35 protein-coding genes are annotated in these 24,358 nt (G+C 64.5%); 4 read left to right on the forward strand and 31 right to left on the reverse strand.

Going from position 1 to position 24,358, the window contains the following annotated elements:
• Positions 1-35: 35 nt before the first annotated feature.
• From V5740_RS07515 to V5740_RS07525, 3 genes are all read right to left on the reverse strand, one after another.
• Positions 36-320: a hypothetical protein gene (locus V5740_RS07515; protein ID WP_347301885.1), complete on the reverse strand. Its 285-nt coding sequence runs from the start codon at positions 318-320 to the stop codon at positions 36-38.
• The gene (locus tag V5740_RS07520; RefSeq protein WP_347301886.1) at positions 317-439 is read right to left on the reverse strand and encodes a hypothetical protein; all 123 of its coding nucleotides are present in this window, start codon (positions 437-439) and stop codon (positions 317-319) included. Before V5740_RS07520 ends, V5740_RS07515 begins: the two co-directional genes overlap by 4 nt.
• A 362-nt stretch (positions 440-801) precedes the next feature.
• Complete coding sequence (locus tag V5740_RS07525; protein WP_347301887.1) at positions 802-1,173, reverse strand: DUF4440 domain-containing protein; 372 nt, start codon at positions 1,171-1,173, stop codon at positions 802-804.
• Positions 1,174-1,350: 177 nt separating this feature from the next.
• Between V5740_RS07525 and V5740_RS07530 the strand changes: the two genes are divergently transcribed.
• Positions 1,351-1,569, forward strand: a complete 219-nt coding sequence (locus tag V5740_RS07530; RefSeq protein WP_347301888.1) for a DUF2171 domain-containing protein — start codon at positions 1,351-1,353, stop codon at positions 1,567-1,569.
• Positions 1,570-1,687: 118 nt separating this feature from the next.
• Here V5740_RS07530 and V5740_RS07535 read toward each other — a convergent pair whose 3' ends face one another.
• From V5740_RS07535 to rplO, 3 genes are all read right to left on the reverse strand, one after another.
• Positions 1,688-2,338 (reverse strand): adenylate kinase, encoded by a 651-nt coding sequence (locus tag V5740_RS07535; protein WP_347304468.1) that lies wholly within the window; start codon positions 2,336-2,338, stop codon positions 1,688-1,690.
• 68 nt (positions 2,339-2,406) lie between these two features.
• Positions 2,407-3,771: a preprotein translocase subunit SecY gene (gene secY / locus V5740_RS07540; protein ID WP_347301889.1), complete on the reverse strand. Its 1,365-nt coding sequence runs from the start codon at positions 3,769-3,771 to the stop codon at positions 2,407-2,409.
• Positions 3,772-3,900: 129 nt separating this feature from the next.
• Positions 3,901-4,392 (reverse strand): 50S ribosomal protein L15, encoded by a 492-nt coding sequence (rplO, locus tag V5740_RS07545; RefSeq protein ID WP_347301890.1) that lies wholly within the window; start codon positions 4,390-4,392, stop codon positions 3,901-3,903.
• A gap of 237 nt (positions 4,393-4,629) precedes the next feature.
• On the opposite strand from rplO, the gene V5740_RS07550 reads away from it, so the two are divergent.
• From V5740_RS07550 to V5740_RS07560, 3 genes are all read left to right on the forward strand, one after another.
• Entirely contained in the window at positions 4,630-5,874 is a 1,245-nt protein-coding gene (locus V5740_RS07550; RefSeq protein WP_347301891.1) for an acyltransferase, read from the forward strand.
• Between the two features lie 99 nt (positions 5,875-5,973).
• Positions 5,974-7,461 (forward strand): O-antigen polymerase, encoded by a 1,488-nt coding sequence (locus V5740_RS07555; RefSeq protein WP_347301892.1) that lies wholly within the window; start codon positions 5,974-5,976, stop codon positions 7,459-7,461.
• An 84-nt stretch (positions 7,462-7,545) separates the two neighbouring features.
• On the forward strand, positions 7,546-8,796 hold the full coding sequence (locus V5740_RS07560) for a glycosyltransferase family 4 protein (protein WP_347301893.1): 1,251 nt from the start codon (positions 7,546-7,548) through the stop codon (positions 8,794-8,796).
• A 78-nt stretch (positions 8,797-8,874) separates the two neighbouring features.
• Here V5740_RS07560 and rpmD read toward each other — a convergent pair whose 3' ends face one another.
• From rpmD to V5740_RS07685, 25 genes are all read right to left on the reverse strand, one after another.
• A complete protein-coding gene (gene rpmD / locus V5740_RS07565; protein ID WP_347301894.1) occupies positions 8,875-9,051 on the reverse strand; it encodes a 50S ribosomal protein L30 in 177 nt (58 codons plus the stop codon).
• A gap of 6 nt (positions 9,052-9,057) precedes the next feature.
• Positions 9,058-9,825: a 30S ribosomal protein S5 gene (rpsE, locus tag V5740_RS07570; protein ID WP_347301895.1), complete on the reverse strand. Its 768-nt coding sequence runs from the start codon at positions 9,823-9,825 to the stop codon at positions 9,058-9,060.
• A 2-nt stretch (positions 9,826-9,827) separates the two neighbouring features.
• Positions 9,828-10,172, reverse strand: coding sequence for a 50S ribosomal protein L18 (rplR, locus tag V5740_RS07575; protein WP_347301896.1), 345 nt, complete (start codon positions 10,170-10,172; stop codon positions 9,828-9,830).
• Entirely contained in the window at positions 10,172-10,705 is a 534-nt protein-coding gene (rplF, locus tag V5740_RS07580; protein WP_347301897.1) for a 50S ribosomal protein L6, read from the reverse strand. The genes rplR and rplF overlap by 1 nt, the downstream gene beginning before the upstream one ends.
• Complete coding sequence (gene rpsH, locus V5740_RS07585) at positions 10,705-11,100, reverse strand: 30S ribosomal protein S8 (protein ID WP_347301898.1); 396 nt, start codon at positions 11,098-11,100, stop codon at positions 10,705-10,707. Before rpsH ends, rplF begins: the two co-directional genes overlap by 1 nt.
• A 12-nt stretch (positions 11,101-11,112) precedes the next feature.
• On the reverse strand, positions 11,113-11,418 hold the full coding sequence (gene rpsN, locus V5740_RS07590) for a 30S ribosomal protein S14 (protein ID WP_347301899.1): 306 nt from the start codon (positions 11,416-11,418) through the stop codon (positions 11,113-11,115).
• A 25-nt stretch (positions 11,419-11,443) separates the two neighbouring features.
• Entirely contained in the window at positions 11,444-12,022 is a 579-nt protein-coding gene (rplE, locus tag V5740_RS07595) for a 50S ribosomal protein L5 (RefSeq protein ID WP_347301900.1), read from the reverse strand.
• Positions 12,015-12,335, reverse strand: a complete 321-nt coding sequence (rplX, locus tag V5740_RS07600; protein WP_347301901.1) for a 50S ribosomal protein L24 — start codon at positions 12,333-12,335, stop codon at positions 12,015-12,017. The genes rplE and rplX overlap by 8 nt, the downstream gene beginning before the upstream one ends.
• The gene (gene rplN / locus V5740_RS07605) at positions 12,335-12,703 is read right to left on the reverse strand and encodes a 50S ribosomal protein L14 (RefSeq protein ID WP_347301902.1); all 369 of its coding nucleotides are present in this window, start codon (positions 12,701-12,703) and stop codon (positions 12,335-12,337) included. Before rplN ends, rplX begins: the two co-directional genes overlap by 1 nt.
• Before the next feature lie 120 nt (positions 12,704-12,823).
• Entirely contained in the window at positions 12,824-13,099 is a 276-nt protein-coding gene (gene rpsQ / locus V5740_RS07610; protein WP_347301903.1) for a 30S ribosomal protein S17, read from the reverse strand.
• 10 nt (positions 13,100-13,109) lie between these two features.
• Positions 13,110-13,316 (reverse strand): 50S ribosomal protein L29, encoded by a 207-nt coding sequence (gene rpmC / locus V5740_RS07615; protein WP_347304469.1) that lies wholly within the window; start codon positions 13,314-13,316, stop codon positions 13,110-13,112.
• Positions 13,316-13,750: a 50S ribosomal protein L16 gene (gene rplP / locus V5740_RS07620; protein WP_347301904.1), complete on the reverse strand. Its 435-nt coding sequence runs from the start codon at positions 13,748-13,750 to the stop codon at positions 13,316-13,318. Before rplP ends, rpmC begins: the two co-directional genes overlap by 1 nt.
• 25 nt (positions 13,751-13,775) lie before the next feature.
• The gene (gene rpsC / locus V5740_RS07625) at positions 13,776-14,471 is read right to left on the reverse strand and encodes a 30S ribosomal protein S3 (protein ID WP_347301905.1); all 696 of its coding nucleotides are present in this window, start codon (positions 14,469-14,471) and stop codon (positions 13,776-13,778) included.
• 1 nt (position 14,472) lies between these two features.
• Complete coding sequence (gene rplV / locus V5740_RS07630; protein ID WP_347301906.1) at positions 14,473-14,850, reverse strand: 50S ribosomal protein L22; 378 nt, start codon at positions 14,848-14,850, stop codon at positions 14,473-14,475.
• Positions 14,850-15,125, reverse strand: coding sequence for a 30S ribosomal protein S19 (gene rpsS / locus V5740_RS07635; RefSeq protein ID WP_039095559.1), 276 nt, complete (start codon positions 15,123-15,125; stop codon positions 14,850-14,852). Before rpsS ends, rplV begins: the two co-directional genes overlap by 1 nt.
• 6 nt (positions 15,126-15,131) lie before the next feature.
• Positions 15,132-15,971 (reverse strand): 50S ribosomal protein L2, encoded by an 840-nt coding sequence (gene rplB, locus V5740_RS07640; RefSeq protein ID WP_347301907.1) that lies wholly within the window; start codon positions 15,969-15,971, stop codon positions 15,132-15,134.
• 4 nt (positions 15,972-15,975) lie between these two features.
• A complete protein-coding gene (locus tag V5740_RS07645; protein ID WP_347301908.1) occupies positions 15,976-16,287 on the reverse strand; it encodes a 50S ribosomal protein L23 in 312 nt (103 codons plus the stop codon).
• Positions 16,280-16,903, reverse strand: coding sequence for a 50S ribosomal protein L4 (gene rplD, locus V5740_RS07650; RefSeq protein WP_347301909.1), 624 nt, complete (start codon positions 16,901-16,903; stop codon positions 16,280-16,282). Before rplD ends, V5740_RS07645 begins: the two co-directional genes overlap by 8 nt.
• A gap of 3 nt (positions 16,904-16,906) precedes the next feature.
• Positions 16,907-17,785, reverse strand: coding sequence for a 50S ribosomal protein L3 (gene rplC / locus V5740_RS07655; RefSeq protein ID WP_347301910.1), 879 nt, complete (start codon positions 17,783-17,785; stop codon positions 16,907-16,909).
• Between the two features lie 230 nt (positions 17,786-18,015).
• Positions 18,016-18,327, reverse strand: coding sequence for a 30S ribosomal protein S10 (gene rpsJ / locus V5740_RS07660; RefSeq protein WP_010234663.1), 312 nt, complete (start codon positions 18,325-18,327; stop codon positions 18,016-18,018).
• Between the two features lie 153 nt (positions 18,328-18,480).
• Entirely contained in the window at positions 18,481-19,656 is a 1,176-nt protein-coding gene (gene tuf, locus V5740_RS07665; RefSeq protein WP_347301911.1) for an elongation factor Tu, read from the reverse strand.
• Positions 19,657-19,754: 98 nt separating this feature from the next.
• On the reverse strand, positions 19,755-21,848 hold the full coding sequence (gene fusA / locus V5740_RS07670; protein ID WP_347301912.1) for an elongation factor G: 2,094 nt from the start codon (positions 21,846-21,848) through the stop codon (positions 19,755-19,757).
• Positions 21,849-21,937: 89 nt separating this feature from the next.
• A complete protein-coding gene (gene rpsG / locus V5740_RS07675) occupies positions 21,938-22,408 on the reverse strand; it encodes a 30S ribosomal protein S7 (protein ID WP_347301913.1) in 471 nt (156 codons plus the stop codon).
• A gap of 26 nt (positions 22,409-22,434) precedes the next feature.
• Positions 22,435-22,806, reverse strand: a complete 372-nt coding sequence (gene rpsL / locus V5740_RS07680; protein WP_039095576.1) for a 30S ribosomal protein S12 — start codon at positions 22,804-22,806, stop codon at positions 22,435-22,437.
• Between the two features lie 350 nt (positions 22,807-23,156).
• Complete coding sequence (locus tag V5740_RS07685; protein WP_347301914.1) at positions 23,157-24,314, reverse strand: hypothetical protein; 1,158 nt, start codon at positions 24,312-24,314, stop codon at positions 23,157-23,159.
• Between the last annotated feature and the right edge of the window lie 44 nt (positions 24,315-24,358).

Below are 24,358 nucleotides of genomic sequence, written 5' to 3' on the forward strand. Positions count from 1 at the left end.
CCCTGTCATGCCTATGTTGCAGCGCCAAGCTTGGTTCAGAACCAGTCCTGCCGCCATCCGAATACCGCCTCGATCGGCTCACCCGCCGCGTTGCGGGCCGGACGGAAGCGGAAGCGCCGTTCCGCCAGATCGCAGGTCCGCCTATCGGCTTCCGCGTCCGGGCTGGCCTCCACCACCCGACAATCGCGTGCTCGACCATCCACCCCGACGAGCATGTAGACCACCACGTGCCGCCCCTTCCGCACGTCGCGCCCACCAGGCGGCGTGGGATAGTCACGGGCATCGTTGATCTCACCCGCGATCTTGACCGGACGGGTCACCGCACCACCGCCACCACCCTGCCCTTCTCCACCACCTCCGCTGCCGGGCCCCTCTCCGGCGCCTCCACCGCCAGTTCCTTTCCCGGCGTCAGCCGCACCGGATCGGTTCTCGTCACCACTGCTGGCGACGGGCGGAGCGGGTGGAGCGACACGCGGCAACACGATCACAGGCGAAGGCGCAGCGATGGGGCGGGGACGTGCCCGTGGCGCCGGTGGTGCCGCCTCGCCTGCATCATCTTGTTGACGGGAAGCCGGCTCTGGCACCGGTTGCGGCGGTGGTGGTGGCGGCAGCGGCAGGTCGATGGACACCAGCCGCTGCACCTCCGCCGCCGCTCGTCTGGTGAGATCCGGAGCGAACGCATGGACTAACCCGGCCAGTGCCATACCGTGCAATGCGATTACCGCCGACAGCGTCAACCAGTGTGGACGCTCCGGCCCAGACTTGTAGGTCATCGTGCCGGGCGACCCACAGCCTTGCGGCTCAGCTATCGGGGTCGGCGACCAGCACACCCAACGGAGTCTGCGAGTGCTGGACCACAACCCACTCCTCATGCTCCAGCTGCATCAGCGTGGAGGTGGCGAGCGCATGATAGCTCTCGCCCTCGCGAGATGCCTTGGCACGATAGGCGATGACGATCAGGCCACGATGCGGGCGCGCGACGGTCTGGTCCGCAAACTCGACATCCGACCAGCGCGGCGTGTCTTCCACTGCCTTGGTCGCGCTTTCGCCATCAAAGATGAAAGGCTCCGACGGGAGCGCCATGACACAGTCATTCGCTACGCGTTCGCGATAGACGTCACCGCCACCAAGCCACAGTTCACGCTCGAAATTCCAGATCCGGTTATCGTCCATGCGACTGGTCCCTTTTATCTTTCAAGTCGCATGGGGAATGCCCGAGCCTGCGGTTCGGTGCCCTGCGCAGCGGGGCACGCGCAAGATTTCGCCAGCCGTGCCGAGCGTGCGACGAACAGCGGAACGGCAAACGCCTGCGATCCGTTATGCCGCCAAACGAAATCGAGAGGAATCGCCATGTTCGAGAAGCTGCGCATCAAGGAGCACATGGAGGTGACAGATGCCAATGGTCGCCATGTCGGCACCGTCGACCATGTGGAAGACGAGCGGATCAAGCTGACCCGGTCGGATAGCGACGACAACATGCACCACTACCTGCCGCTCGATGCGGTGGACCGGATCGACGACAACCGAATATACCTCAAAGAAGGTACAATGATCCCGCAAGGGGTCTGACGGAGGGTCGTTTTACCCTCTGGCCGGCCACTTCCCCCCTCCCCGGACGGTCAGAGGTATTGGCCCCGGCACGCTTCCCCCCGCGTGCCGGGGCTTCTGTTTAGGCCTTGCTGCGTAGTCAGCCGCGCTCCAGCAAGATTTCGATCGCAGCGGTCACTTCCCCGATTGGGGCCATGCCATCCAGTCGGCGGACGATCCCGCGCGCTTCGTAGCCAGGGAGGATCGGCGCAGTCTCCTGACGATAGACCTGCATCCGCTTGCGCACAGTTTCCTCATTGTCGTCGGGCCGGCGCTTGAATTCGTGCGATCCGCAGCGGTCACAGGTACCCGCAATGACAGGCTGCTTGGAGGTGTCGTGGTACCCCTCCCCGCATTTGGCGCAGGTGTAGCGGCCGGTAATCCGGCGGACGAGTTCATCCTCGTCCACCGCCAACTCGATCACCACATCAAGCTGACGGTCGTGCTTGGCGAGGATAGCGTCAAGCGCCTCCGCCTGAGCAGCGGTGCGGGGATAACCGTCGAAGATGGCTCCGGTGACCGGCTCCATCGCAACCAGCTCAGCATCAATGAGGGCGGAGACGATGTCGTCCGAGACCAGCTGGCCGGCATCCATGATCGCCTTGGCCTGGATGCCGATCGGCGTATGGGCGGCAACCGCCGCCCGCAGCATGTCGCCCGTCGATAGCTGCCGCATGCCATGGTGCTGCACCAGCAAGGACGATTGCGTGCCCTTGCCCGCGCCCGGCGGGCCCAGCAGGATGATGTTCATCGGCGCTCTTTCCCCCAATTCGTTCGGCTCTGCCATGGCCAGTTCTGGACCATGGCCAGCCCGTCAGCTCAGCGCAAGCGCCCCTTGAGCCGCGCCTTCTTGATCAAGTCGCCATACTGGTGCGCCAGCAGATGCGACTGGATTTGCGTGATCGTGTCCACGGTGACGTTCACCACGATCAGCAGGCTGGTACCGCCCAGAAACAGCGGCAGGCCGGTCTGCGCGACCAGGTACTCGGGCACCACGCACACTATCGTCAGGTAAATCGCGCCAAGGACGGTGATGCGCGTCAGCACGTAATCGAGATATTCCGCCGTACGCTTGCCCGGCCGGATGCCAGGGATGAATCCACCGTTCTTCTTCAGGTTCTCCGCCGTTTCCTCCGGATTGAAAACCACCGCGGTGTAGAAGAAGCAGAAGAAGATGATGCCGATGGCGTACAGCAGCATGTAGAGCGGTGCCCCGTGCTGCAGGTACTGGTTCAGCGTCTGCACGATGCCGTAGGCCGCGCTGTTCGTGTCCGTCGCGTTGCCGGCGAACTGCGTGATCGTCAGCGGCAGCAGCAGCAGCGAACTGGCGAAGATCGGCGGAATGACGTTCGCGGTGTTCAGCTTCAGCGGCAGGTGACTGCGATCCGCCTGCATCATGCCACGCGCGCTAGCCCGCTTGGGATACTGGATCAGCAATCGCCGCTGGGCCCGCTCCATGAAGCTGATGCCCCAGACCAGCGCCACCATCATGGCCACCAGACCAACGATCAGCACCGGGCTGATGGAGCCGGACCGGCCGCCTTCGAACAGGTTGCCGATGAAGGTCGGGAACTGGGCGACGATGCCGGCCATGATGATCAGCGACACGCCGTTGCCGATGCCCCGACTGGTGATCTGCTCACCCAGCCACAGCAGGAACATGGTGCCACCGATCAGGTTCACGACCGCGATCACGCGGAACATGATGCCGGGATCGACCACGGCCTGCAGCCCGCTTTGTGCACCGTAGGCTTCCAGCCCGCTGGCCAGGAACCAGCCCTGCACCGCGCACAGCAGCACCGCGCCATAGCGGGTGTACTGATTCAGCTTCTTGCGGCCCGCCTCGCCTTCCTTCTTCAGCGCCATCAATGCCGGATGCAGCGCCGCAGCCAGTTGCACCACGATGGAGGCCGTGATGTAGGGCATCACGCCGAGCGCAATCAGGCTCATGCGTTCGAGCGAACCGCCGGAGAAGGTGTTGAACAAGTCCAGGATGCCGCCACGCGTCTGGTCATAGAGCGTGGACAGGATCAGCGGGTTTACGCCGGGCAGCGGCACGAAGCTTAGGAACCGGAACACGATCAGCGCGCCGACCGTGAACCAGATGCGCTGCTTCAGCTCCGTCGCCTTGCCGAAATTGGCGAGGCTCATGTTGCTGGCGATATTATCGGCGCGTGATGCCATTGTGGGTAGATGCCTTCGCTGGCCGGGCGGCACCGATGGCCCCCGCCCCCTGTGCCAGCCCCCTATGGAGGTCCGCGATATAGGGGACAGGCGCGGTTACCGGAACCCCGCCCGCCCGTTACCTCATGCTTATTCGGCGGCGTCCTGCTGGGCCGCCTTCGGCTGCACGGTCACCTCGACCGAGCCACCGACCTGCTTCACCGCGGCGATCGCCCCGGCGGAGGCGCCGGCGACCTTGAATTGCGCGGTGGCGGTCAGCGCGCCCTTGGCCAGCAGGCGCACGCCATGCTTGCCGCCGCGCGCCACGCCCGCCGCCTTCAGCGCGGCATGGTCGATCACCGCACCGGTGTCGAGCTTGCCTGCGTCGATCAGCTTCTGGATTTGGCCCAGGTTCACCTCCGCATAATCCTTGCGGAAGATGTTGTTGAAGCCGCGCTTCGGCAGCCGCATGTGCAGCGGCATCTGGCCACCTTCGAAGCCCTTGATGGCGACACCGGAACGGGCCTTCTGGCCCTTCTGGCCACGCCCCGCGGTCTTGCCCTTGCCGGAACCGATGCCGCGGCCCACCCGCATCTTGCGGTGGCGGGCGCCGGCATTGTCGCGAAGATCTGTCAGTTTCATGTGTGCACTCGCTTTCGCTATGTTCGCGCTGATTGATAGGAAGCGGGCCCGTTAGCGGACGAGGGGCCGCTTGTCACGCCCTTACGACAGCAGACGCTGATGCGTCATTCTAGCACAGCCATTCGTCCGCAAGATAACGGTTTAACGTCTTGTGCAGTGCGGCAAAGGCAATTAATCGAATTCTTGCCAAACTTTTGCTCACCTGGCTTGGCTTAAACCCCTTTGCAGGAAGAAGCGATGAGCGTTGCACCGCCTCGGCTGTCGTATGGAGAGCCGCGCCACGCTTGGTTGGACTGGCTGCGCTGCATTTCCATACTGATGGTCCTCGGGACTCACTTCATGGTAGATTGGCGACAGGCGGGGCTGTTCATGCCGATCGCTGGCGCTGCCATGCGCATCGGTTGGTCAGGCGTTGATTTCTTCTTCGCTATCAGCGGCTTCCTTATCGGCAATCTGCTGCTGGGCGAGATCATGCGATATGGCGAACTCGACAGTTGGCGGTTTTACATACGTCGTGCGGCGAAGATTTGGCCACTTTATTACCTTGCGTGCCTGCTATACGTAGTCACAGGTCTACTGCTCGCCGGGGACAGCATGACGGCGATGCTACACGCGATTGCACCCACCCTGCTGCATCTGCAGAATTATTTAGGCACAGCGCCTGGCATGGGGCACTTCTGGAGCCTTGCGGTGGAGGAGCACTTCTACCTGCTTCTGCCTATAGTATTGATCCTGTTGCTGCAAATGCCAGGGGTGGAACAATTTCGTTGGCGCCTGCTGCTGTTGTGCATTGCCGCCATCATCACGGTTATGCTTGTGCGGATTGGCTATGTGCTGGTCACGGGCAGTACCGCGCGCGAGATGCGTTTCCTTACGCACTTTCGCATCGACGCACTATTCTGCGGCGTGCTGCTTGCCACGCTCTATCGATTTTGGCCGCATTGCTGGCGGCGTCTAAGCAACGCCAGAGTCTTGCTGGTGGCAGCAGCGGCCATCGGCATCATGACATTTGCCTTCGACCCGAATACCTCTATCTTCGTCGCCACCTTAGGGTACACCTCCATCCAGCTGCTGTTCTGTGCTGCGATCATCTTCTGTTCGCGCTTAGAAGGATGGCAGCCGTCATCCGCGCTCAAGACGCCGCTGCTGCTGATGGCGTTCGTTGGGCGACACTCCTACCCGATCTACCTCCTGCACCCATTCTTCTGGGAATACGGCAGCAAAGCTCTGCTGCCGCTGTTTGAAGGCCAAGGATTCGTCGCCCGCTCGGCGCTATGGCTCGCCGGCTTTGCGATTTTTGTGACGGTCTCGATCGGCGTCGGCGTCTTTGTGGGCGAACTAGTCGAACGTCCGCTGCTGGCATTACGTAACCGTACCTGTCCGCCACGCAGCGTCGCGCTGGAGCGACCATCACCCGCAGGTGATTGGATAGCCGACAAGGCTATGTCCCCTGTTTATGGCCGGCCAGCGACAGGTCCGTAGCCTGAAGTCTCTCCCGCAGAAAGCGGGTGAAGGACCATCACCTTATTGCTATAGGCTGCGAGCTCCAGCCATTCTTGCTGCCAGAACGGGGTCGCCGCGATGTACGAGTTTATGCTGGCCATCTCCGTGGTACTGTTCCTTGGCATAGCCGTATATTACGTGCGCCACCGGGCAGCTTCCATGTTCCACCCTGTGACCTTTTACCTAATGTTTCATGGGTTGATCTTCGTGGTACGCCCGCTGTTTGCCTGGGCTTACAACTTCCATGTCATGTATGATGTGATCGGTTTTCAGCCCGACCTGTGGCACAAGACAACTGTCTTGATCTGTACGAATTTGGCGCTGGTGGTTTTCACCTTCGTAGGCTTGCATATCGGCGGCGATGCGCCGCCGTTCCGCCAGTCAGTGGAAGAGCGCGAACATAGAGCGGACCTTCTGCGCGGCTTCTGGCCTTGGGCGGCAGTGATCGCCGCCCTTGGTCTTTGGGCCGTCATCACAGGTCTGCAATTCATGTCATCGGGCGACCTCAGCCAAATTCGGGAGATCGATTCCCGGACTGGCGCGGGGCGATTGGTCGGGGTGAGTGGCTACTTTCTCAGCCTGCCGCTCATGCTTGCTTCCCTAGTTGCCATTATCGTCTATCTGGGGCGCTTCCGCGCATGGACATTCGCCATTTTCGGCATCTATGCACTGCTTAAATTGGGAACAGGTGGCCGAGGGCAGGTGGTGGCTGCCGCCGTCATGATTGCCCTCTTCTACCTGTTCGATCGCCGGCAGAAGTGGCCCGGCATGACCATCGTCCTCGCTGCGCTGGCCGGATTTTTCCTGTTCGGTCAAATCGGTGCTGATCGCGGGGCTGGTATCCGCACCCTGATCGGCCTTGAAAACACCCGCCAAGTCCAGTTGCGCGCGCATGTGGAGGAGAAGCCGCTCGAGACCATGGATCTGGCCAACATGGAGTTTTTCGAGTACCTGGTCTGGGCCGTGCCCGAACGCACTGGAACCCACGAATACTTTGTCCATAACTTGCAAATCCTGACCGAGCCGATCCCGCGTGCATTGTGGCCGGGCAAGCCGGTCGGCCCCCCCATCAGGATGTATGACCTCTACCGCTATGCGCAGCCGCTAGGCGCGACAAATTCAATGCCCGGCACCGGCTGGGTCGCGATGGGGTTTGCCGGGGTGGTGATCTGGAGTGCGTTCTTCGCGTTCCTTTATTGCGGTGCCTACCGCCTTTTCGCGCGGAGCAGGGCCGGCAACCTGGCTGTGGTGTCGTATGTCGTGTTCGTGTCCACCTCCGTTGTGGTGTTCCGCGACGGCGAGTTGATGAGCATCCTGAAAGGTCTGCAATTCTACTTCGTGCCGGTGCTCGCCTTGCTAGGTGTAGCGATTTACCTCGGGAGGCAGGCCGGTACATATCCACAAGGAGCCGGCGCTTTGGCAGGCATTGCGGTCGATGCGCGTACGCGACGCCGGAGGCTTGCGGAACGAAATACATTGCCAAGTGCGGGTGAGCCGACCAGCAGCGCTCCCGACCCTAACTCACCCCGTGCCCGGCGTCTGGCGCGCGCAGCCGGGCAGTCCTGACGCCGCCGCGCTTGCGGTTGCCTGCGATTGTGCAATGCGGCAGAACGCAGCCGGGCGTGGATCGCGTCTGATGCAGGCGGGGTTATGGTGGCACAATCCAGGGTCGCGGTGTTCCATCCAGGTACCCAACACAGTTGGCAGACGGCGCGGGCGGCACAGCAGCTCGGCCGGCTGCAATGGTATGCCACCTCGATCCTCTACCAGGCCGACCGTTGGCCGTACAAACTGGACCGCCTGCCTGCTCCGCTAGGCCCCAAGCTGGCCCGCGAGTTCCGCCGCTTTGAGGCACCCGGGCTGGACACCGCCCTCGCCAAAACCTTCGGGGCCGACGAATGGCTGGAACGCATGGCGCAACGTGCTGGGTGGGTGAAGCTCGCCCGCTGGTTCGACAAGCGCGGCAATCGCGCCTTTGGCCGTGCCCTTGCGCGCGAGATCGGCCGGCCGGAGCCGTTTGCGCTATGGGGCTATGACAACAGCGCGCGCGAGGCGTTCGAGCATGGCCGCGCACATGGCCGCACCTGCATTCTCGACCGCACGATCGGCGACAATCGCGCGCTCAACCGCACCATGGCCGAATTGCATGCGCACTGGCCGGACTGGTTCGCGACCAAGAGCGACCCGATACCCGACTGGCGCCTGCGGCAGCAGGATGAGGAATACGAGCTGGCCGACGTGATCGTGGCTGGCAGCCAGACCTGCGCCGACACTGTCGTGGCCGAGTCCCCGGTATCCGGCCTCGCCGCCAAGCTGCGTGTCCTGCCCTATTGCTTTGATGAGACGCTGTTCGGTGGGCAGCCTGCACCTGCTCCGGTCACGGATGACGAGCCGGTTCGTTTCCTCCTGGTCGGGCATCTGGGCCCACGGAAGGGGCTCCATCTGCTGCTGCAAGCGCTGGATCACCTGCCACGCGACAAGTTCACCTTGACCCTTCTGGGCGAGATCGTCAGCCCGCCCGCAACCGTCGCGCGCTATGCGGACCGGATCACCCATATTCCGCCCGTACCGCGGCGCGAAGTACCCGGCATCATGGCGCGGCACCACGTGTTCATCTTCCCGAGCTATTTCGAAGGCTCCGCCGTGTCGCTGCTGGAGGCCATGGCAAGCGGGCTAGCCCTCATCCAATCGCCGCAAGCAGGGCAAGGGGTCACGCCCGATTGTGGCCTGCTGTTGCCCGAGCAGACGGTCGAGGCTGTAGCCGAAGCGATGCTGGCCGCGATCGAGGATCGGGAACGGCTTAACAGCTGGCGCCGTGCCGCGCAGGCGGAAAGCCGCAACTACACCTTCGCCCGCTATCGCGACCGGATAGCCACACTGCTGGACAGTCTTCCGGGCTGACGGCGCAGCGCCAAAGAAAAACCCCGACGCAGCGTGGCTGCACCGGGGTTCATTCTCATGCCGATGTGGCAGGATCGGTCAGTCGATCACCGCCACCATGTGCGGCAGACGGGCAATCGCGCCGCGCACCTCGGGGGTGTCCTGCACCTCCACAACGCGGTGCATCTTGCCCAGGCCCAGCCCGACCAGAATCTTCTTCTGGGCTTCGGGGCGGCGGATCGGCGAACCGATCTGCTTCAGCTTGATGGTTGCCATGTTGAATTACTCCACAATCGCTTCGGCAGCGGCCTCGGCCTCCGCCTCGCTGGCACCGCCACGACCCAGCAGGTCCGCGACACGCTTGCCACGACGCTGCGCCACCGACTTGGGAGAGGTCTGCTCGCCCAGCGCGTCGAAAGTGGCGCGGATCATGTTGTACGGGTTGGAAGTGCCGATCGACTTGGTGACCACGTCCGCCACGCCCAGGCTCTCGAACACCGCGCGCATCGGGCCGCCGGCGATGATGCCCGTACCCGCCGGAGCCGAACGCACATTGACCTTGCCGGCGCCGAAGTGACCCTTGCCGTCATGGTGCAGCGTGCGGCCGTCCTTCAACGGCACACGGATCATCTTCTTCTTGGCGGCAGCAGTCGCCTTGGTGATCGCTTCCGGCACTTCGCGCGCCTTGCCATGGCCGAAGCCGACACGGCCCTTGCCATCGCCCACGACGACTAGTGCGGCGAACCCGAAGCGCTTGCCGCCCTTGACCGTCTTGGACACGCGATTGATGTGGACGAGCTTCTCGATCAGCTCCTCACCACCATCGTCGTCCCGGCGATCGTCGCGCCGGCCGCGGCCACGGCCATCACGTCCGCCACGGCCACCGTCGCGGTCGCCACCACGGCCACGGCCACCGCCGCCACCGCGCGACCCGCGGCCACCATCGCGACCTTCGCGTGCCGGCTGGCTCGGCTCGCCGCCTGCCGCCGACTGGTTCTCGAACGCTTCGGACGGCGCCGCTGCGCCGGTGTTCGTGTTCTCGTCAGCCATCGTCAGAACTCCAGCCCGCCTTCACGGGCGGCATCGGCCAGCGCCTTGACGCGGCCATGGAACAGGTAGCCGCCGCGATCGAACACGACGGTGGTCACGCCCGCTGCCTTGGCAGCTTCGGCAACCTTGCGGCCCACTTCCGTGGCGGCATCGATATTGGCACCCGACGCGCTCAGACCCAGCGTGGACGCCGAGGCGACCGTGCGGCCCGCCGCATCGTCGATCACCTGGGCGTAGATGTGGCGGCCGGACCGATGCACCGACAGACGGGGGCGCGTGCCCGCCCGCTTCTTCAGAGCGGTGCGCACGCGACGACGGCGGCGCTCGAACAGGGAAAGCTTGGCCATTACTTCTTCTTCCCTTCCTTGCGGAAGATGAACTCGTCGCGATAGCGGATGCCCTTGCCCTTGTAAGGCTCCGGCTTGCGCCAGCGACGGATCTCGGCGGCGAGCTGGCCGACGGCCTGCTTGTCGATACCGCTGATCTCGATCGTGGTCTGGTCGGGGGTCTTCACCTCAAGACCTTCCGGCACGGCGATGTCGACATCGTGGCTGTAGCCCAGCTGCAGCTTCAGCGTGCGACCCTGCGCATTGGCACGGTAGCCGACGCCAGTGATGTTCAGCACCTTCGTGAAGCCGCCGGTGACGCCTTCCACCAGGTTGGACACCAGCGTGCGCTGCATGCCCCAGTGGCTGCGCGCAGCCTTGCTGTCATTCGCCGGCGTGACGGCAATGGCGCCGTCCTGCAGTTCGTAGCTGACCAATTCAGACAGGCCGAGCGACAGGGTGCCCTTCGGGCCCTTAACGCTCAGCAGCTTGCCATCGATATTGGCGGTGACGCCGTTCGGGATCACCACCGGCTTCTTGCCGATGCGGCTCATCAGAACACCTCCGCCAGCACTTCGCCGCCGACGTTCTGCGCCCGCGCTTCCGCATCGGAAAGCACGCCGCGCGGCGTCGAGACGATGGTGATGCCCAGGCCGTTGCGAACGACCGGCAGCTCGCGGCTGCCGGAATACACGCGGCGACCGGGCTTGGACACGCGGGCCACATGCTTGATCGCAGGCTGCCCTTCAAAATACTTCAGTTCGATCCGCAACGCCGGATGCTTGCCGGTCTGGTCTTCCGACCAGCCACGGATGTAGCCCTCGCGTTGGAGCACTTCCAGCACGTTGGCGCGCAGCTTGGACGCAGGCGACAGGACGGAGTCCTTCTTCGCCTGCTGGCCGTTGCGGATACGGGTGAGCATGTCACCCAGGGGATCGGTCATCGCCATCTTAACGTGTCCTCACCAGCTCGACTTGGTCACACCGGGGATCATGCCCTTGTTGGCAAGATCCCGCAGTTCGATCCGGTTGAGGCCGAACTTGCGGTAATAGCCGCGCGGGCGGCCGGTGGTGGCGCAACGGTTGCGCACTCGGGTCGGGTTGCCGTTACGTGGAACTTCCGCCAGCTTCAGCCGCGCGATCAGCCGCTCGCCTTCGTCGAGGCTGTCGTCGTTCGCAGTCGCCTTCAGCTTTTCGTAGCGGGCTGCGTACTTCTTCACGAGCTTCTTGCGACGCTCGTTCTTGTTGATGGAACTCAGTTTCGCCATGGACTTAAGCTCTCCTGCGGCGGCCTCAGGCCGCCTGCTTCTCTTCGGCCTCGGCCGGGAACGGGAAACCGAACAGGCGCAGCAGTTCGCGCGCTTCCTCGTCGGTCTTGGCGGTGGTGGTCACGATGATGTCCATGCCACGCACCTTCTCGATGCGATCGTAGCTGATCTCCGGGAAGATGATCTGCTCCTTCAGGCCCATGGCGTAATTGCCACGGCCATCGAACGACCGGGGGTTAAGTCCACGGAAGTCGCGGATGCGCGGCATGGCCACGGTCACCAGACGATCCAGGAACTCGTACATCCGCTCGCGGCGCAGGGTCACCTTGCAACCGATCGGCATGCCTTCGCGCAGCTTGAACTGGGCGATCGACTTCTTGGCCTTGGTGATCACGGGCTTCTGGCCGGCGATCAGCTCCATTTCCTCGGCAGCGGTCTGGACCTTCTTCTTGTCCTGGCTCGCCTCGCCCACGCCCATGTTGAGCGTGATCTTTTCCAACCGGGGAATTTCCATCCGGTTGGCGTAGCCGAACTTCTCCATCATCGCCTGGGCGATGGTGTCGGCATAGGCCTGCTTCAGGCGCGGGGTGTAGGTGTCAGCCATCGATCGTCTCACCGGACTTGACGGCTACGCGCACCTTCTTGCCGTCACGCTCCTCGAAGCGGACGCGGGTGGGCTTGCCATCCTTGGGATCGGCGACGGCGACCTTGGCCACCGCCATGGGGGCAGGCGCACGGTCGATGCCGCCCTGCGGGTTCGTCTGGGTCGGCTTGCGGTGACGCGCGGCGACATTCACCCCGTCCACCACGACCTTGCCGTCCTTGGGCAGAACCTGGGTCACCTTACCGGTGCGGCCCTTGTCCTTGCCACTCAGCACGACGACGGTGTCGCCCTTCTTGATCTTAGCGGCGGCCATTACAGCACCTCCGGCGCGAGGCTGATGATCTTCATGAAGCCACGGCTGCGCAGTTCGCGCACCACGGGGCCGAAGATGCGGGTACCGATCGGCTCCTCGCTCTTGTTCACCAGCACGGCGGCATTGCTGTCGAAGCGAATGACGGTGCCATCGGGACGACGCACGTCCTTGCGGGTACGCACGATCACCGCACGGTGAACGTCACCCTTCTTTACGCGGGCACGCGGCTGCGCTTCCTTCACGGACACGACGATAACGTCACCCACGCCCGCAGTGCGGCGCTTAGATCCGCCCAGCACCTTGATGCACTGGACGCGCTTCGCGCCGCTGTTGTCAGCGACGTCCAGCGTTGACTGCATCTGGATCATTGATCCGTTTCCTTCTCACACGGCTTGCCGGAACCAGTCCGGCAGTTCCAAAAATCCCCGCGGCTTGGCGGCGAAGCGCGGCCCCTTACAGGAACACGGCCCGCCTGTCAGCCCCGCGATTCAGCTTTCGAGATCGGCCTCGAACGCCTCGCCCTTGCCGGCCTGAACGCGGTCAAGCACGCTCCAGGTCTTGGTGCGGGAGAGCGGGCGCGTCTCCTCGATCCGCACGCGGTCGCCGGGGCGATACTCGTTCGCCTCGTCATGCGCGTGGTACTTCTTCGACTGCCGGATGATCTTGCCGTAGAGCGGGTGCTTGACCTTACGCTCCACCTTGACCGTCACCGTCTTGTCCATCTTGTCGGAGACGACCGTCCCGATCAGGATACGCTTGGGCATGGTTGTCTCCTTACGCCTGCGCGGCGGCGCGACTGCGCTCGCCCTGCAGGGTCTTGATCTGCGCGATCTGGCGGCGCACCTCGCGGATACGGGCCGGACGCTCCAGCTGGCTGGTCGCCGCCTGGAAGCGCAGGTTGAACTGCTCGCGCTTCAGCTCCACCAGCTGGTCGGCCAGCTGGTCATCGGTCTTGGTGCGCAGGTCTTCCACCTTGGCCATCATTCGCCTCCCAGGTGCGAGGTGTCGCCCAGGCGGGCCACGACCTTGGTCTTGATCGGCAGCTTCATCGCCGCACGCTCGAACGCCTCGGCCGCCAGCGGACCGGGCACGCCGTCCAGCTCGAACAGGATCCGGCCAGGCTTCACCTTGGCAGCCCAGTACTCGATCGAACCCTTGCCCTTGCCCTGGCGGACCTCGGCAGGCTTCTTGGACACAGGCACGTCAGGGAACACGCGGATCCACAGCCGCCCCTGGCGCTTGATGTGACGCGTGATCGCCCGGCGGGCCGCCTCGATCTGACGGGCGGTGATCCGCTCCGGCTCCATCGCCTTCAGGCCATACGACCCGAAGTTCAGTTCCGCGCCGCCAGTGGCAAGACCATGGATCTTGCCCTTGAACATCTTGCGGAACTTGGTTCTTTTCGGTTGCAGCATCGTCTCTACTCAGCCTCGCTTCCGATCAGCGCGCCGGGCGCACGCCGGAGGTCTGAGCCTCCAGCATCAGCCGGTCCTGCGCCATCGGGTCATGCCCCAGGATCTCGCCCTTGAAGACCCACACCTTGATGCCGATGATGCCGTACGCGGTCAGCGCCTCGGCCTCGGCATAGTCGACATTGGCGCGCAGCGTGTGCAGCGGCACCCGGCCTTCACGATACTGCTCGACCCGCGCGATTTCCGCGCCGCCCAGGCGGCCGCCGCACATGATCTTGATGCCTTCGGCACCCAGACGCATGGCCGACTGCATGGCACGCTTCATCGCCCGCCGGAACGCCACGCGGCGGACCAGCTGGTCGGCGATGCCCTGCGCGACGAGCTTGGCATCGATCTCCGGCTTGCGGATCTCGACAATGTTCAGCTTCACGTCGCTCTTGGTCATGGTGGCCAGCTTGGCGCGCAGCTTCTCGATGTCCGCGCCCTTCTTGCCGATGATCACGCCGGGGCGTGCAGCGAAGATGGAGATGCGGCACAGCTTGGCGGGACGCTCGATCACCACCTTGCTGATCGCGGCCTGCGGCAGGCTCGACATGATGTACTTGCGAAGCTGGATGTCTTCCTTGAGCAGCTGAGCATAGTCAGCGCCCTCGGCATACCAGCGGCTGTCCCAGGTACGGTTGATCTGCAGGCGCAGGCCGATCGGATTGCTCTTGTGACCCATGTTACGCCTCCTCGACTTCGCGCACGACGATCCGCAGCCGGCTGAACGGCTTCAGGATCCGGGTGGACTTGCCACGGCCGCGGGTGTGGAACCGCTTCATGGTGATCGACTTGCCGACGCTCGCCTCGGCCACGACCAGCGCGTCCACGTCGAGGTCATGGTTGTTCTCGGCGTTGGCGATGGCCGAAGCCAGCACCTTGCGCGCATCAACCGCCATTGCCTTCTTGGAGAAGGCGAGGATGTTCATCGCCTCTTCCGCCTTCTTGCCACGGATCAGGCCGGCAACGAGGTTCAGCTTCTGCGCGGACCCACGGATGGTGGTGCCCACGGCCAGAGCCTCGTTGTCGCCCACGCGGCGCGGAGCTTTTGCCTTGCTCATTAGCGCTTGCCCTTCTTGTCGGCGGCGTGGCCGGGGAAGCTGCGCGTGGGCGCGAACTCGCCAAGCTTGTGGCCGACCATGTCCTCGTTGACGGACACGGGGATGAACTTGTGGCCATTGTAGACGCTGAACGTCAGACCGACGAATTGCGGAAGAATGGTCGACCGGCGCGACCAGGTCCTGATCGGCGCACGGCCACCCGCATCCTGTGCGTCCTCTGCCTTCTTGAGCAGGGACAGTTCCACGAACGGACCTTTCCAGACGGAACGAGCCATGGTCGCTTACCCCTTCTTCTTCTTGGCGTGACGCGAGCGGATGATCATCTTGTCGGTCTGCTTGTTGTGCCGGGTGCGCGCACCCTTGGTCGGCTTGCCCCACGGCGTCACGGGATGACGGCCACCGCTGGTGCGGCCTTCACCACCACCATGCGGGTGGTCGACCGGGTTCTTGGCGACACCGCGCGTCAGCGGCTTCACACCCATCCAGCGCTTGCGGCCGGCCTTGGCGAAGTTCTGGTTGCTGTTGTCGGGGTTGGAAACGGAGCCCACCGTGCCCATGCAATCGGCGCGCAGGTAACGCTGCTCGCCGCTGTTCAGGCGCACGATCACCATGTTACGGTCACGACCGACCAGCTGGACATACGTACCAGCGGAACGGGCGATCTGCCCGCCCTTGCCCGGCTTCATCTCCACATTGTGGCAGATGGTGCCGACCGGCATCTGGCCCAGCAGCATCGCATTGCCCGGCTTGGTATCGACGCGCTCGCCAGCCACCACCGTGTCGCCCGGAGCCAGACGGCTCGGTGCCAGGATATAGGCCTGCTCACCATCGGTGTAGGTGATCAGCGCGATGAACGCGGTGCGGTTGGGATCGTATTCCAGCCGCTCCACGGTCGCCGGCATGTCCCACTTGCGACGCTTGAAGTCGATGTAGCGGTACTTCTGCTTGTGGCCACCAGCCATGCCACGCGAAGTGACATGACCCTTGTTGTTGCGGCCGCCGGTCTTGCGCTTGCCTTCGGTCAGCGCCTTGACGGGCTTGCCCTTGTACAGCGCCGACTTGTCGACGAGGATCAGGCCACGGCGCGCCGGGCTGGTCGGGTTGTAGTTCTTGAGTGCCATCGGATCAGCTCACGCCTTCGGTGATGTCGATCGGGTCCTGCCCTGCAACGAGGGTCACGACCGCCTTCTTCACGTCGGAACGCGTGTAGGCCTTGCCCTTCCAGCGCTTCGACTTGCCCTTGGTGACCAGCGTGTTCACGCTCTTGACCTTGCGGCCGAACAGAGCCTCCACCGCCGCCTTGATCTGCGGCTTGGTCGCGTCGCCCGAAACCTTGAACACGGTGGCGTTGTGCTCGGACAGCAGCGTCGCCTTTTCCGTGATGTGCGGGCTCAGGATCACGTCGTAGTGACGTGCGTCGATGTCCTGCTTAGCCATTGAACCGGGCCTCCAGCTTCTCGACAGCGGAGCGCGTCAGCACCAGCGTGTCATGCTTCAGGATGTCGTAGACGTTGGCGCCTACGGCCGGCAGCACGTTGACGCCCGGCAGGTTGCCGGCCGCCAGACGGAAGCCGTTCTCGACGCTCTCACCATCGATCACCAGCACGCGGCCGTTCCAGCCATTGCTGCCGAAGGTGGCGGCCAGCGCCTTGGTCTTGGCTTCGGCCAGCTCCAGGCTGTCCACGACCACCAGGCCCTCACGCGCCTTGGCGGACAGAGCCATCTTCAGGCCCAGCGCGCGCAGCTTCTTGTTGAGCGACTGCTCGAAATCGCGACGGCGGGCGCCATGGGCCTTACCGCCACCGATGAACACGGGGGCCGCACGGTCACCGTGACGGGCGGTACCGCCACCCTTCTGGCGGCCGAACTTCTTGCCCGTGCGGGCCACGTCGGCCCGCTCGCGGGTCGCGCGGGCGGTGCCACGGCGGTTCTCCAGCTGCCAGGTGACAACCCGGTGCAGGATGTCGGCGCGCGGCTCCAGGCCGAACACGGCATCGCTCAGCTCGATGTCGCCGGCGCTGGCGCCGTCAAGCTTCTGAACTGCAACCTTCACGGCTCAGCCCTCCTTGTTTTCATCGGCGGAACCCGCCGCATTGGTGTCGTCCACCGCCGGGGTGACATCGTCACCGGCGCCAGCCTGCTGTTCGGCGAGCAGGGCGGCAGCCTCTTCGGTGGTCGGGCCGGTGTCCACGGCGTGCTCCGCAGCAGCCTCGACCAGGCCGGCCGGCGCTTCCTCGTGCTCGATCACAGTGCTCTTGCGCTCCAGGATCGCGCCGGGGAACGGCGCGCCCTCGGGCATCGGCACCTTCACGGCGTCGCGCACCAGCAGCCAGCCATTCTCGGCACCCGGCACGGAACCCTTCACGAAGAGCAGGCCGCGCTCAGCGTCGGTGCGTACGATCTCCAGGTTCTGCTGGGTGCGCTGACGGTCGCCCATGTGGCCAGCCATCTTCTTGTTCTTGAAGACCTTGCCTGGATCCTGGCGGTTACCCGTCGAACCGTGCGAACGGTGGCTCAGCGACACACCATGGCTGGCGCGCAGGCCGCCGAAGTTCCAGCGCTTCATGGCGCCGGCAAAGCCCTTGCCCTGCGTGTGGCCGGTCACGTCGACCATCTGGCCGGCGATGAAGTGCTCGGCCGAGATGTGCGAGCCGACGGGCAGCAGCCCGGCCTCGTCGTCCACCCGGAACTCCGCGACCTTTTTCTTCAGCGACACATTGGCCTTCGCAAAGGCTTCGCGCTGCGGCTTGGCGACGTTCTTCTGCTTTGCCTCACCGGCGCCGACCTGCACGGAATAGTAACCGTCGCGGTCCATGGTGCGGTGAGCGACGACCTGGCACTCGTCCAGCGCCAGCACGGTCACGGGTACGTGCCGTCCATCCGCCTGGAACAGGCGGGTCATCCCGACTTTTCTTGCAATCACGCCTGTGCGCATGATGCACAGCTCCTTAACAGAGGCCCACGGGACCATCCCGTGGGCGTGCCGGCCCTGATTGTCATGCGTCGCCCCGTCCGGGCCAGATGCCCCACGATGGGGCGAGACGGGGGACGCAGCCCGGCATGAATTGCCGGCGGTATCCCTGGTATGCGTGCCGCATATCAGCAGCGAACTTCGCCGATCTGTTTAGCGTCCGATCGGGAGGACTGGGTACATCAGACCAGCACTTACGCCAGCTTGATCTCCACGTTCACGCCCGCGGCGAGGTCGAGCTTCATCAGCGCGTCCACGGTCTGGGCGTTGGGCTGCACGATATCGAGCAGCCGCTTGTAGGTACGCACCTCGAACTGCTCGCGCGACTTCTTGTCGATGTGCGGGCCGCGGTTCACGGTGAACTTCTCGATGCGCGTCGGCAGCGGGATCGGACCCCGGATCAGCGCGCCGGTGCGGCGGGCGGTGTCCGCAATCTCGCCAGTCGCCTGATCGAGCACGCGGTGATCGAAGGCCTTGAGGCGAATGCGGATGTTCTGAGCGTCCATGTCCTGCTTACCGATGCGAAAGAGCCAAGAGGGCGCCGTTCAGCACGCCTCCAAAACAAAGAGGAGCCGCCCGCCTCACCGGTTGCCCGGGAAGGGGCGGCCCCTTCGAAACCTGGCCGGCGGAAACGAATCCCGCCGGCGAAGGCGCCTATATTACTTGGAGATCGAGCTGACAACCCCCGAACCGACGGTGCGGCCGCCTTCGCGGATGGCGAAGCGCAGGCCTTCGTCCATCGCGATCGGCGCGATCAGCTTGACACTGATCGTGACGTTGTCGCCCGGCATCACCATCTCGGTGCCTTCGGGGAGGATGACCTCGCCGGTGACGTCCGTGGTACGGAAGTAGAACTGCGGGCGATAGTTGGCGAAGAACGGCGTGTGACGGCCACCCTCTTCCTTCGACAGCACGTAGACCTCAGCACTGAACTCAGTGTGCGGCTTCACGGAGCCGGGCTTGCACAGCACCTGGCCGCGCTCCACCGCTTCACGCGCGACGCCACGGATCAGGGCGCCGATGTTATCGCCGGCCTCACCGCTGTCCAGCAGCTTGCGGAACATTTCCACGCCGGTGACGGTGGTCTTCTGCGTGTCCTTGATGCCGACGATCTCGACTTCCTCCCCCACCTTGACGATGCCGGTCTCGACGCGGCCGGTCACCACGGTGCCGCGGCCGGAGATCGAGAACACGTCCTCGATCGGCATCAGGAACGGCTTGTCGACCGGACGCTCGGGCTGCGGGATGAACTCGTCAACCGCGGCCATCAGGGCCTTGATCGACTCTTCGCCGATCTTCGGGTCCCGGCCTTCCAGGGCGGCCAGAGCCGAGCCCTTGATGATCGGAATGTTGTCGCCATCGAAGTCGTACGAGGACAGCAGCTCGCGAACTTCCAGCTCGACCAGCTCCAGGATTTCCTCGTCGTCGACCTGATCGACCTTGTTCATGTACACGACCAGCGCCGGCACGCCAACCTGACGGGCCAGCAGGATGTGCTCGCGGGTCTGCGGCATCGGACCGTCAGCGGCGTTCACCACCAGGATCGCGCCGTCCATCTGCGCCGCGCCGGTGATCATGTTCTTCACATAGTCGGCATGGCCCGGGCAGTCGACGTGCGCATAGTGGCGCGCATCGGTCTCGTACTCGACGTGTGCGGTCGAGATGGTGATGCCGCGCTCACGCTCTTCGGGCGCCTTGTCGATGTTGGAGAAGTCGACGGGCGCGCCCTGCACCTTGGTGATCGCTGCGGTCAGCGTGGTCTTGCCATGGTCGACGTGACCGATGGTGCCGATGTTGCAGTGCGGCTTGTTCCGCTCAAACTTTGCCTTCGCCATTTTGCAAAAACCTCTGTTCTGGAAATTCGATTAACTGACTGGAGGCCAGGCGGGGCACCCGCTGAATCGAGCGCCCGCCCCTAGACACATCGCCTGCCTTAGGCAAGCTTCTCCTTGACTTCGGCGGCCACGTTGGCGGGCACCTCGTCATAGTGGGAGAACTGCATCGAGTACTGCGCGCGCCCTTGCGTGAAGGAGCGCAGTTCGTTGACGTAGCCGAACATGTTGGCCAGCGGCACGTGGGCGTCGACCACCTGGGCATTGCCGCGGCTGTCGGTGCCCTGGATCTGCCCACGACGGCTGTTAAGGTCGCCGATCACGTCGCCCATGAATTCCTCGGGCGTCACCACCTCGACCTTCATGATCGGCTCGAGCAGCTTGATGCCGGCCTTCTGCGCGGCCTCACGCATCGCACCGCGGCCGGCGATCTCGAACGCCAGGGCGGACGAGTCGACGTCGTGGTACTTGCCGTCCAGCAGCTCGATATCGAAATCGATGATCGGGAAGCCGATCAGCGAGCCCGTCTCGGCCGTTTCGCGCATACCCTTCTCGACGGAGGGGATGTATTCGCGCGGGATGTTGCCGCCCTTCACATTGTCGATGAAGTTGATGCCCTGGCCACGCTCGCCCGGCTTCAGCGCCACCTTCACCTCGCCGAACTGGCCGGAGCCGCCCGACTGCTTCTTGTGGGTGTAGACCAGCTCCACCGGACGGGCCAGCGACTCGCGGTACGCAACCTGCGGCGCGCCGACATTGGCCTCCACCTTGAACTCGCGACGCATGCGATCGACGATGATGTCGAGGTGCAGTTCGCCCATGCCCTTGATGATCGTCTGACCCGATTCATGGTCTGACGACACCCGGAAGGACGGATCCTCGGCCGCCAGGCGCGACAGGGCAACGCCCATCTTCTCCTGGTCGGCCTTGGTCTTGGGCTCCACCGACAGCTCGATGACCGGCTCGGGGAACTCCATTCGCTCCAGGATGATCGGGGCGTTCGGCGCGCACAGCGTGTCGCCGGTGGTGGTATCCTTCATACCGGCGATCGCGACGATGTCGCCTGCGAATGCTTCTTCGATGTCCTCCCGGTTGTTGGAGTGCATCAGCAGCATGCGGCCAATCTTTTCCTTCTTGTCCTTCACGCTGTTCAGGACCTGGCCCTTGCTGAGCTTGCCCGAATAGATGCGGGTGAAGGTGAGCGAGCCCACGAAGGGATCGTTCATGATCTTGAAGGCCAGACCTGCGAACGGCGCGTCGTCGCTGGAAGGACGGCTGTCCTCCTCATCGCTGTCGGGCTTCACACCCTTGATCGCGGGGACGTCGATCGGGCTCGGCATGTAGTCGACCACGGCGTCGAGCAAGGGCTGCACACCCTTGTTCTTGAACGCGGAGCCGCACAGCACAGGCACGAACAGCTGGTCCAGCGTGCCCTTGCGGATCAGGGCCTTCAGCGTCGCGGCGTCGGGCTCGTTGCCTTCCAAATACGCTTCCATGATCTCGTCGTCGCTCTCGACGGCGGTCTCGATCAGACGCTCGCGATATTCAGCGGCCTTGTCGGCGAGGTCCGCGGGGATGTCGACATAGTTGAACGACGCGCCCAGGCTCTCGTCTTCCCAGACGATGCCGCGGTTGTTCACCAGGTCGACCACGCCCTTCAGGTCGGCTTCGGCACCGATCGGCAGGTACAGCACCAGCGGCTTGGCACCCAGGCGGTCGATGATGGACTGCACGCAGTAGTAGAAGTCCGCGCCGGTGCGGTCCTGCTTGTTGATGAAGCACATCCGAGGCACGCGGTACTTGTCCGCCTGGCGCCACACGGTTTCGGACTGCGGTTCCACGCCGGCGACGCCGTCGAACACCGCGACCGCGCCGTCGAGGACGCGCAGCGAACGCTCGACTTCGATGGTGAAGTCGACGTGGCCGGGGGTGTCGATGATGTTGATGCGGTGCTTCGGGCCCTGGCCATCCTCGGCCTGCCAGAAGGTGGTCGTCGCGGCGGACGTGATGGTGATGCCGCGCTCCTGCTCCTGCTCCATCCAGTCCATCGTCGCGGCGCCGTCATGCACCTCGCCGATCTTGTAGGACTTGCCGGTGTAGTAGAGGATCCGCTCCGTCGTCGTCGTCTTGCCGGCGTCGATGTGCGCCATGATGCCGATATTGCGGTAGCGTTCCAGCGGATATTCGCGGGCCATGTGAACTTCCTTGGGGTGTGCGGGGATCGCCGGTGCGGCCGGGCGACCCCCATATAATCAATTATGTGACCGCTTGAAGGCCGCGCAGCTTACCAGCGATAGTGGCTGAAGGCGCGGTTGGCGTCGGCCATGCGGTGCGTGTCTTCCCGCTTCTTCACCGCGTTGCCGCGATTGTTGGCGGCATCGAGCAGCTCGCCCGAGAGACGCGCGGCCATGGTGGTTTCCGCACGACCGCGAGCGGCCGAGATCAGCCAGCGGATGGCGAGCGCCTGCGCACGTTCCGCACGCACTTCAACCGGGACCTGATAGGTCGCACCGCCGACGCGGCGGCTGCGCACTTCCACGGCCGGCTTCACGTTGTTCAGCGCATCGTGGAACATCTGCACCGGATCGTTCTTGGAACGGGCCTGCACGGTTTCGAGCGCGCCGTAGACGATACGCTCCGCAACAGACTTCTTCCCGTCCAGCATCAGGTTGTTCATGAACTTGGACAGCACCAGATCACCATACTGGGGATCGGGCAGGATTTCCCGCTTCTCGGGACGACGACGACGTGACATGGATCTTCTTCCTTAACCCGAGAGGCTTACTTGGGACGCTTCGCGCCGTACTTCGAACGGCTCTTCTTGCGGTCCTTGACGCCCTGCGTGTCGAGCACGCCGCGCAGCACGTGGTAGCGCACACCGGGAAGGTCGCGCACACGGCCGCCGCGGATCAGCACCACGGAGTGTTCCTGCAGGTTGTGGCCTTCGCCGGGGATGTAGGAGATCACCTCGCGCCCGTTGGTCAGACGGACCTTGGCCACCTTGCGCAGCGCCGAGTTCGGCTTCTTCGGGGTGGTCGTGTAGACGCGGGTGCAGACGCCGCGCTTCTGCGGGTTCTGCTCCATCGCCGGGACCTTGCTCTTGGCCTTGACCGGCGTGCGGCCCTTGCGGACCAGCTGGTTGATAGTGGGCATTGGTATCCTTCACCGTGCGGGTGGCGCCACGATGGAAAGGGGTCGGGAGCGGAAGAAGCATCGCGCCAGCGGACCGGACGGCCACACCCGACCAACGGGAAGTGAGCCGCAAACCGGGTCCTCGCGCGAGCCGAAACGCTCCACCCCTTGCCGAAACGGGCGCCGGGTTACTTTGACAGCCGCCCCGCCGGAAGGACCGGACCGCACCGCCAATGTTCAGCTACGCCACCGGCGCGGCACGAAGACCGCAGGCCGGGAACGAGGCGCCTTTAGGGGAATGGCGGCAGCCGGTCAAGCCGAGCGGGTGAGCGCCCACCGCCGGGCTGCCCAACCGCCTGCCGCGTGCCCGGTCACCCGGCCGTGGGGGGCGGCAGCGGGGTCGCCACCGGCTCCGCCGTGGCGGGCACAAGTTCCACAACGTATTCGCCGGGGGTGCTGCCCCCCGCCGCGCTGACCTGCACCACCAGCCTTTCGAGCCAGGGGCCAGCCGCCTGCACATCGCTGAGCGGCAGCATCAGATCGGCCGAGCTGCCATCCAGCGATTCGCCGCTGGCAAGCGCCATGGCATAGCCGAAGGGCGTGTCGAAGCCCGCCTCCACCATGGGGGTCCAGCCGACGGCGGTGACCCGCACCAGCAGCGCGCCTTCCGCAGCCATGCCGGGCAGCGAGTCGGGCGACAGGCGCCAGGTCTGCACGGGTGCGAGCGGACCAAGCTTGCCCGCCGCCCGTTCGCCAAAGGTCAGCACCTGCGCCGCCGCGGGCTCCACCGCCGCCATGTCCCGCGCGACGAACTGGTAGGCGGCGTTCTGCGCGCCGAGGCCGCTGGCATGCACCTCGTACTCGCCGGTCGCCGGCAGCGTCACCACCAGCCGCGAATTGAGCGAGCCGCCCGAATCGTCATCTTCCGCCAGGCTCTCCCCATCGGGGCCGAACACTTCCAGATAGGCGTCCAGCCCGGACGCGTCGGCCGCCAGCAGCATCTCCCATTCCTGCCCCGCTTCGCCCGCCAACGTGAAGACCTGCGGGTTGTTGCTGCTGACCAGCCCCTTCTGCTCCGCCCCCGAGGTGATCGCGCGCGGCGTATTGGGGCGGTAGTCGGTCGGCATCAGCAGGATGCGCACCGGGCCACCCGCCTGCCCTTCCCCGCCGCTGTGACTGATCGAGAGCGTCACCGTCTGCGCGGTTTCAGAGAACAGCACGGCCATGGGGTTGAGATTGCCCGCCCCGTCATCATCCTGCGCCATCTGCGTGCCGTCCGCGGCGGTCACGGTCAGCAGCGGATCGAAGCCGCCGCTGGCGAGCACGGTGATCTCCACCGCCTTGCCCGCCTCCAACCGCAAGGTGTGTTCGAGCGAGCCCGACCCCGGCTCCAGCGTGCCGCCATCGACGATGCGGCCGGCCTGGGGCAGCCGGTCAATCGAGGTCTGCGCAGAGGCCGCCCCAGCGAACAGTAAACCCGCGCTGACCGACAGCAGGCAGTACAGGCAGGATCGCGGGTAGATGCGCATAAACAACCGTCCTTGCTGATGATAATGAGTGTGGGTCGGCTGAA

Source organism: Croceibacterium sp. TMG7-5b_MA50 (genome assembly GCF_039830145.1).
Lineage (GTDB): Bacteria > Pseudomonadota > Alphaproteobacteria > Sphingomonadales > Sphingomonadaceae > Croceibacterium.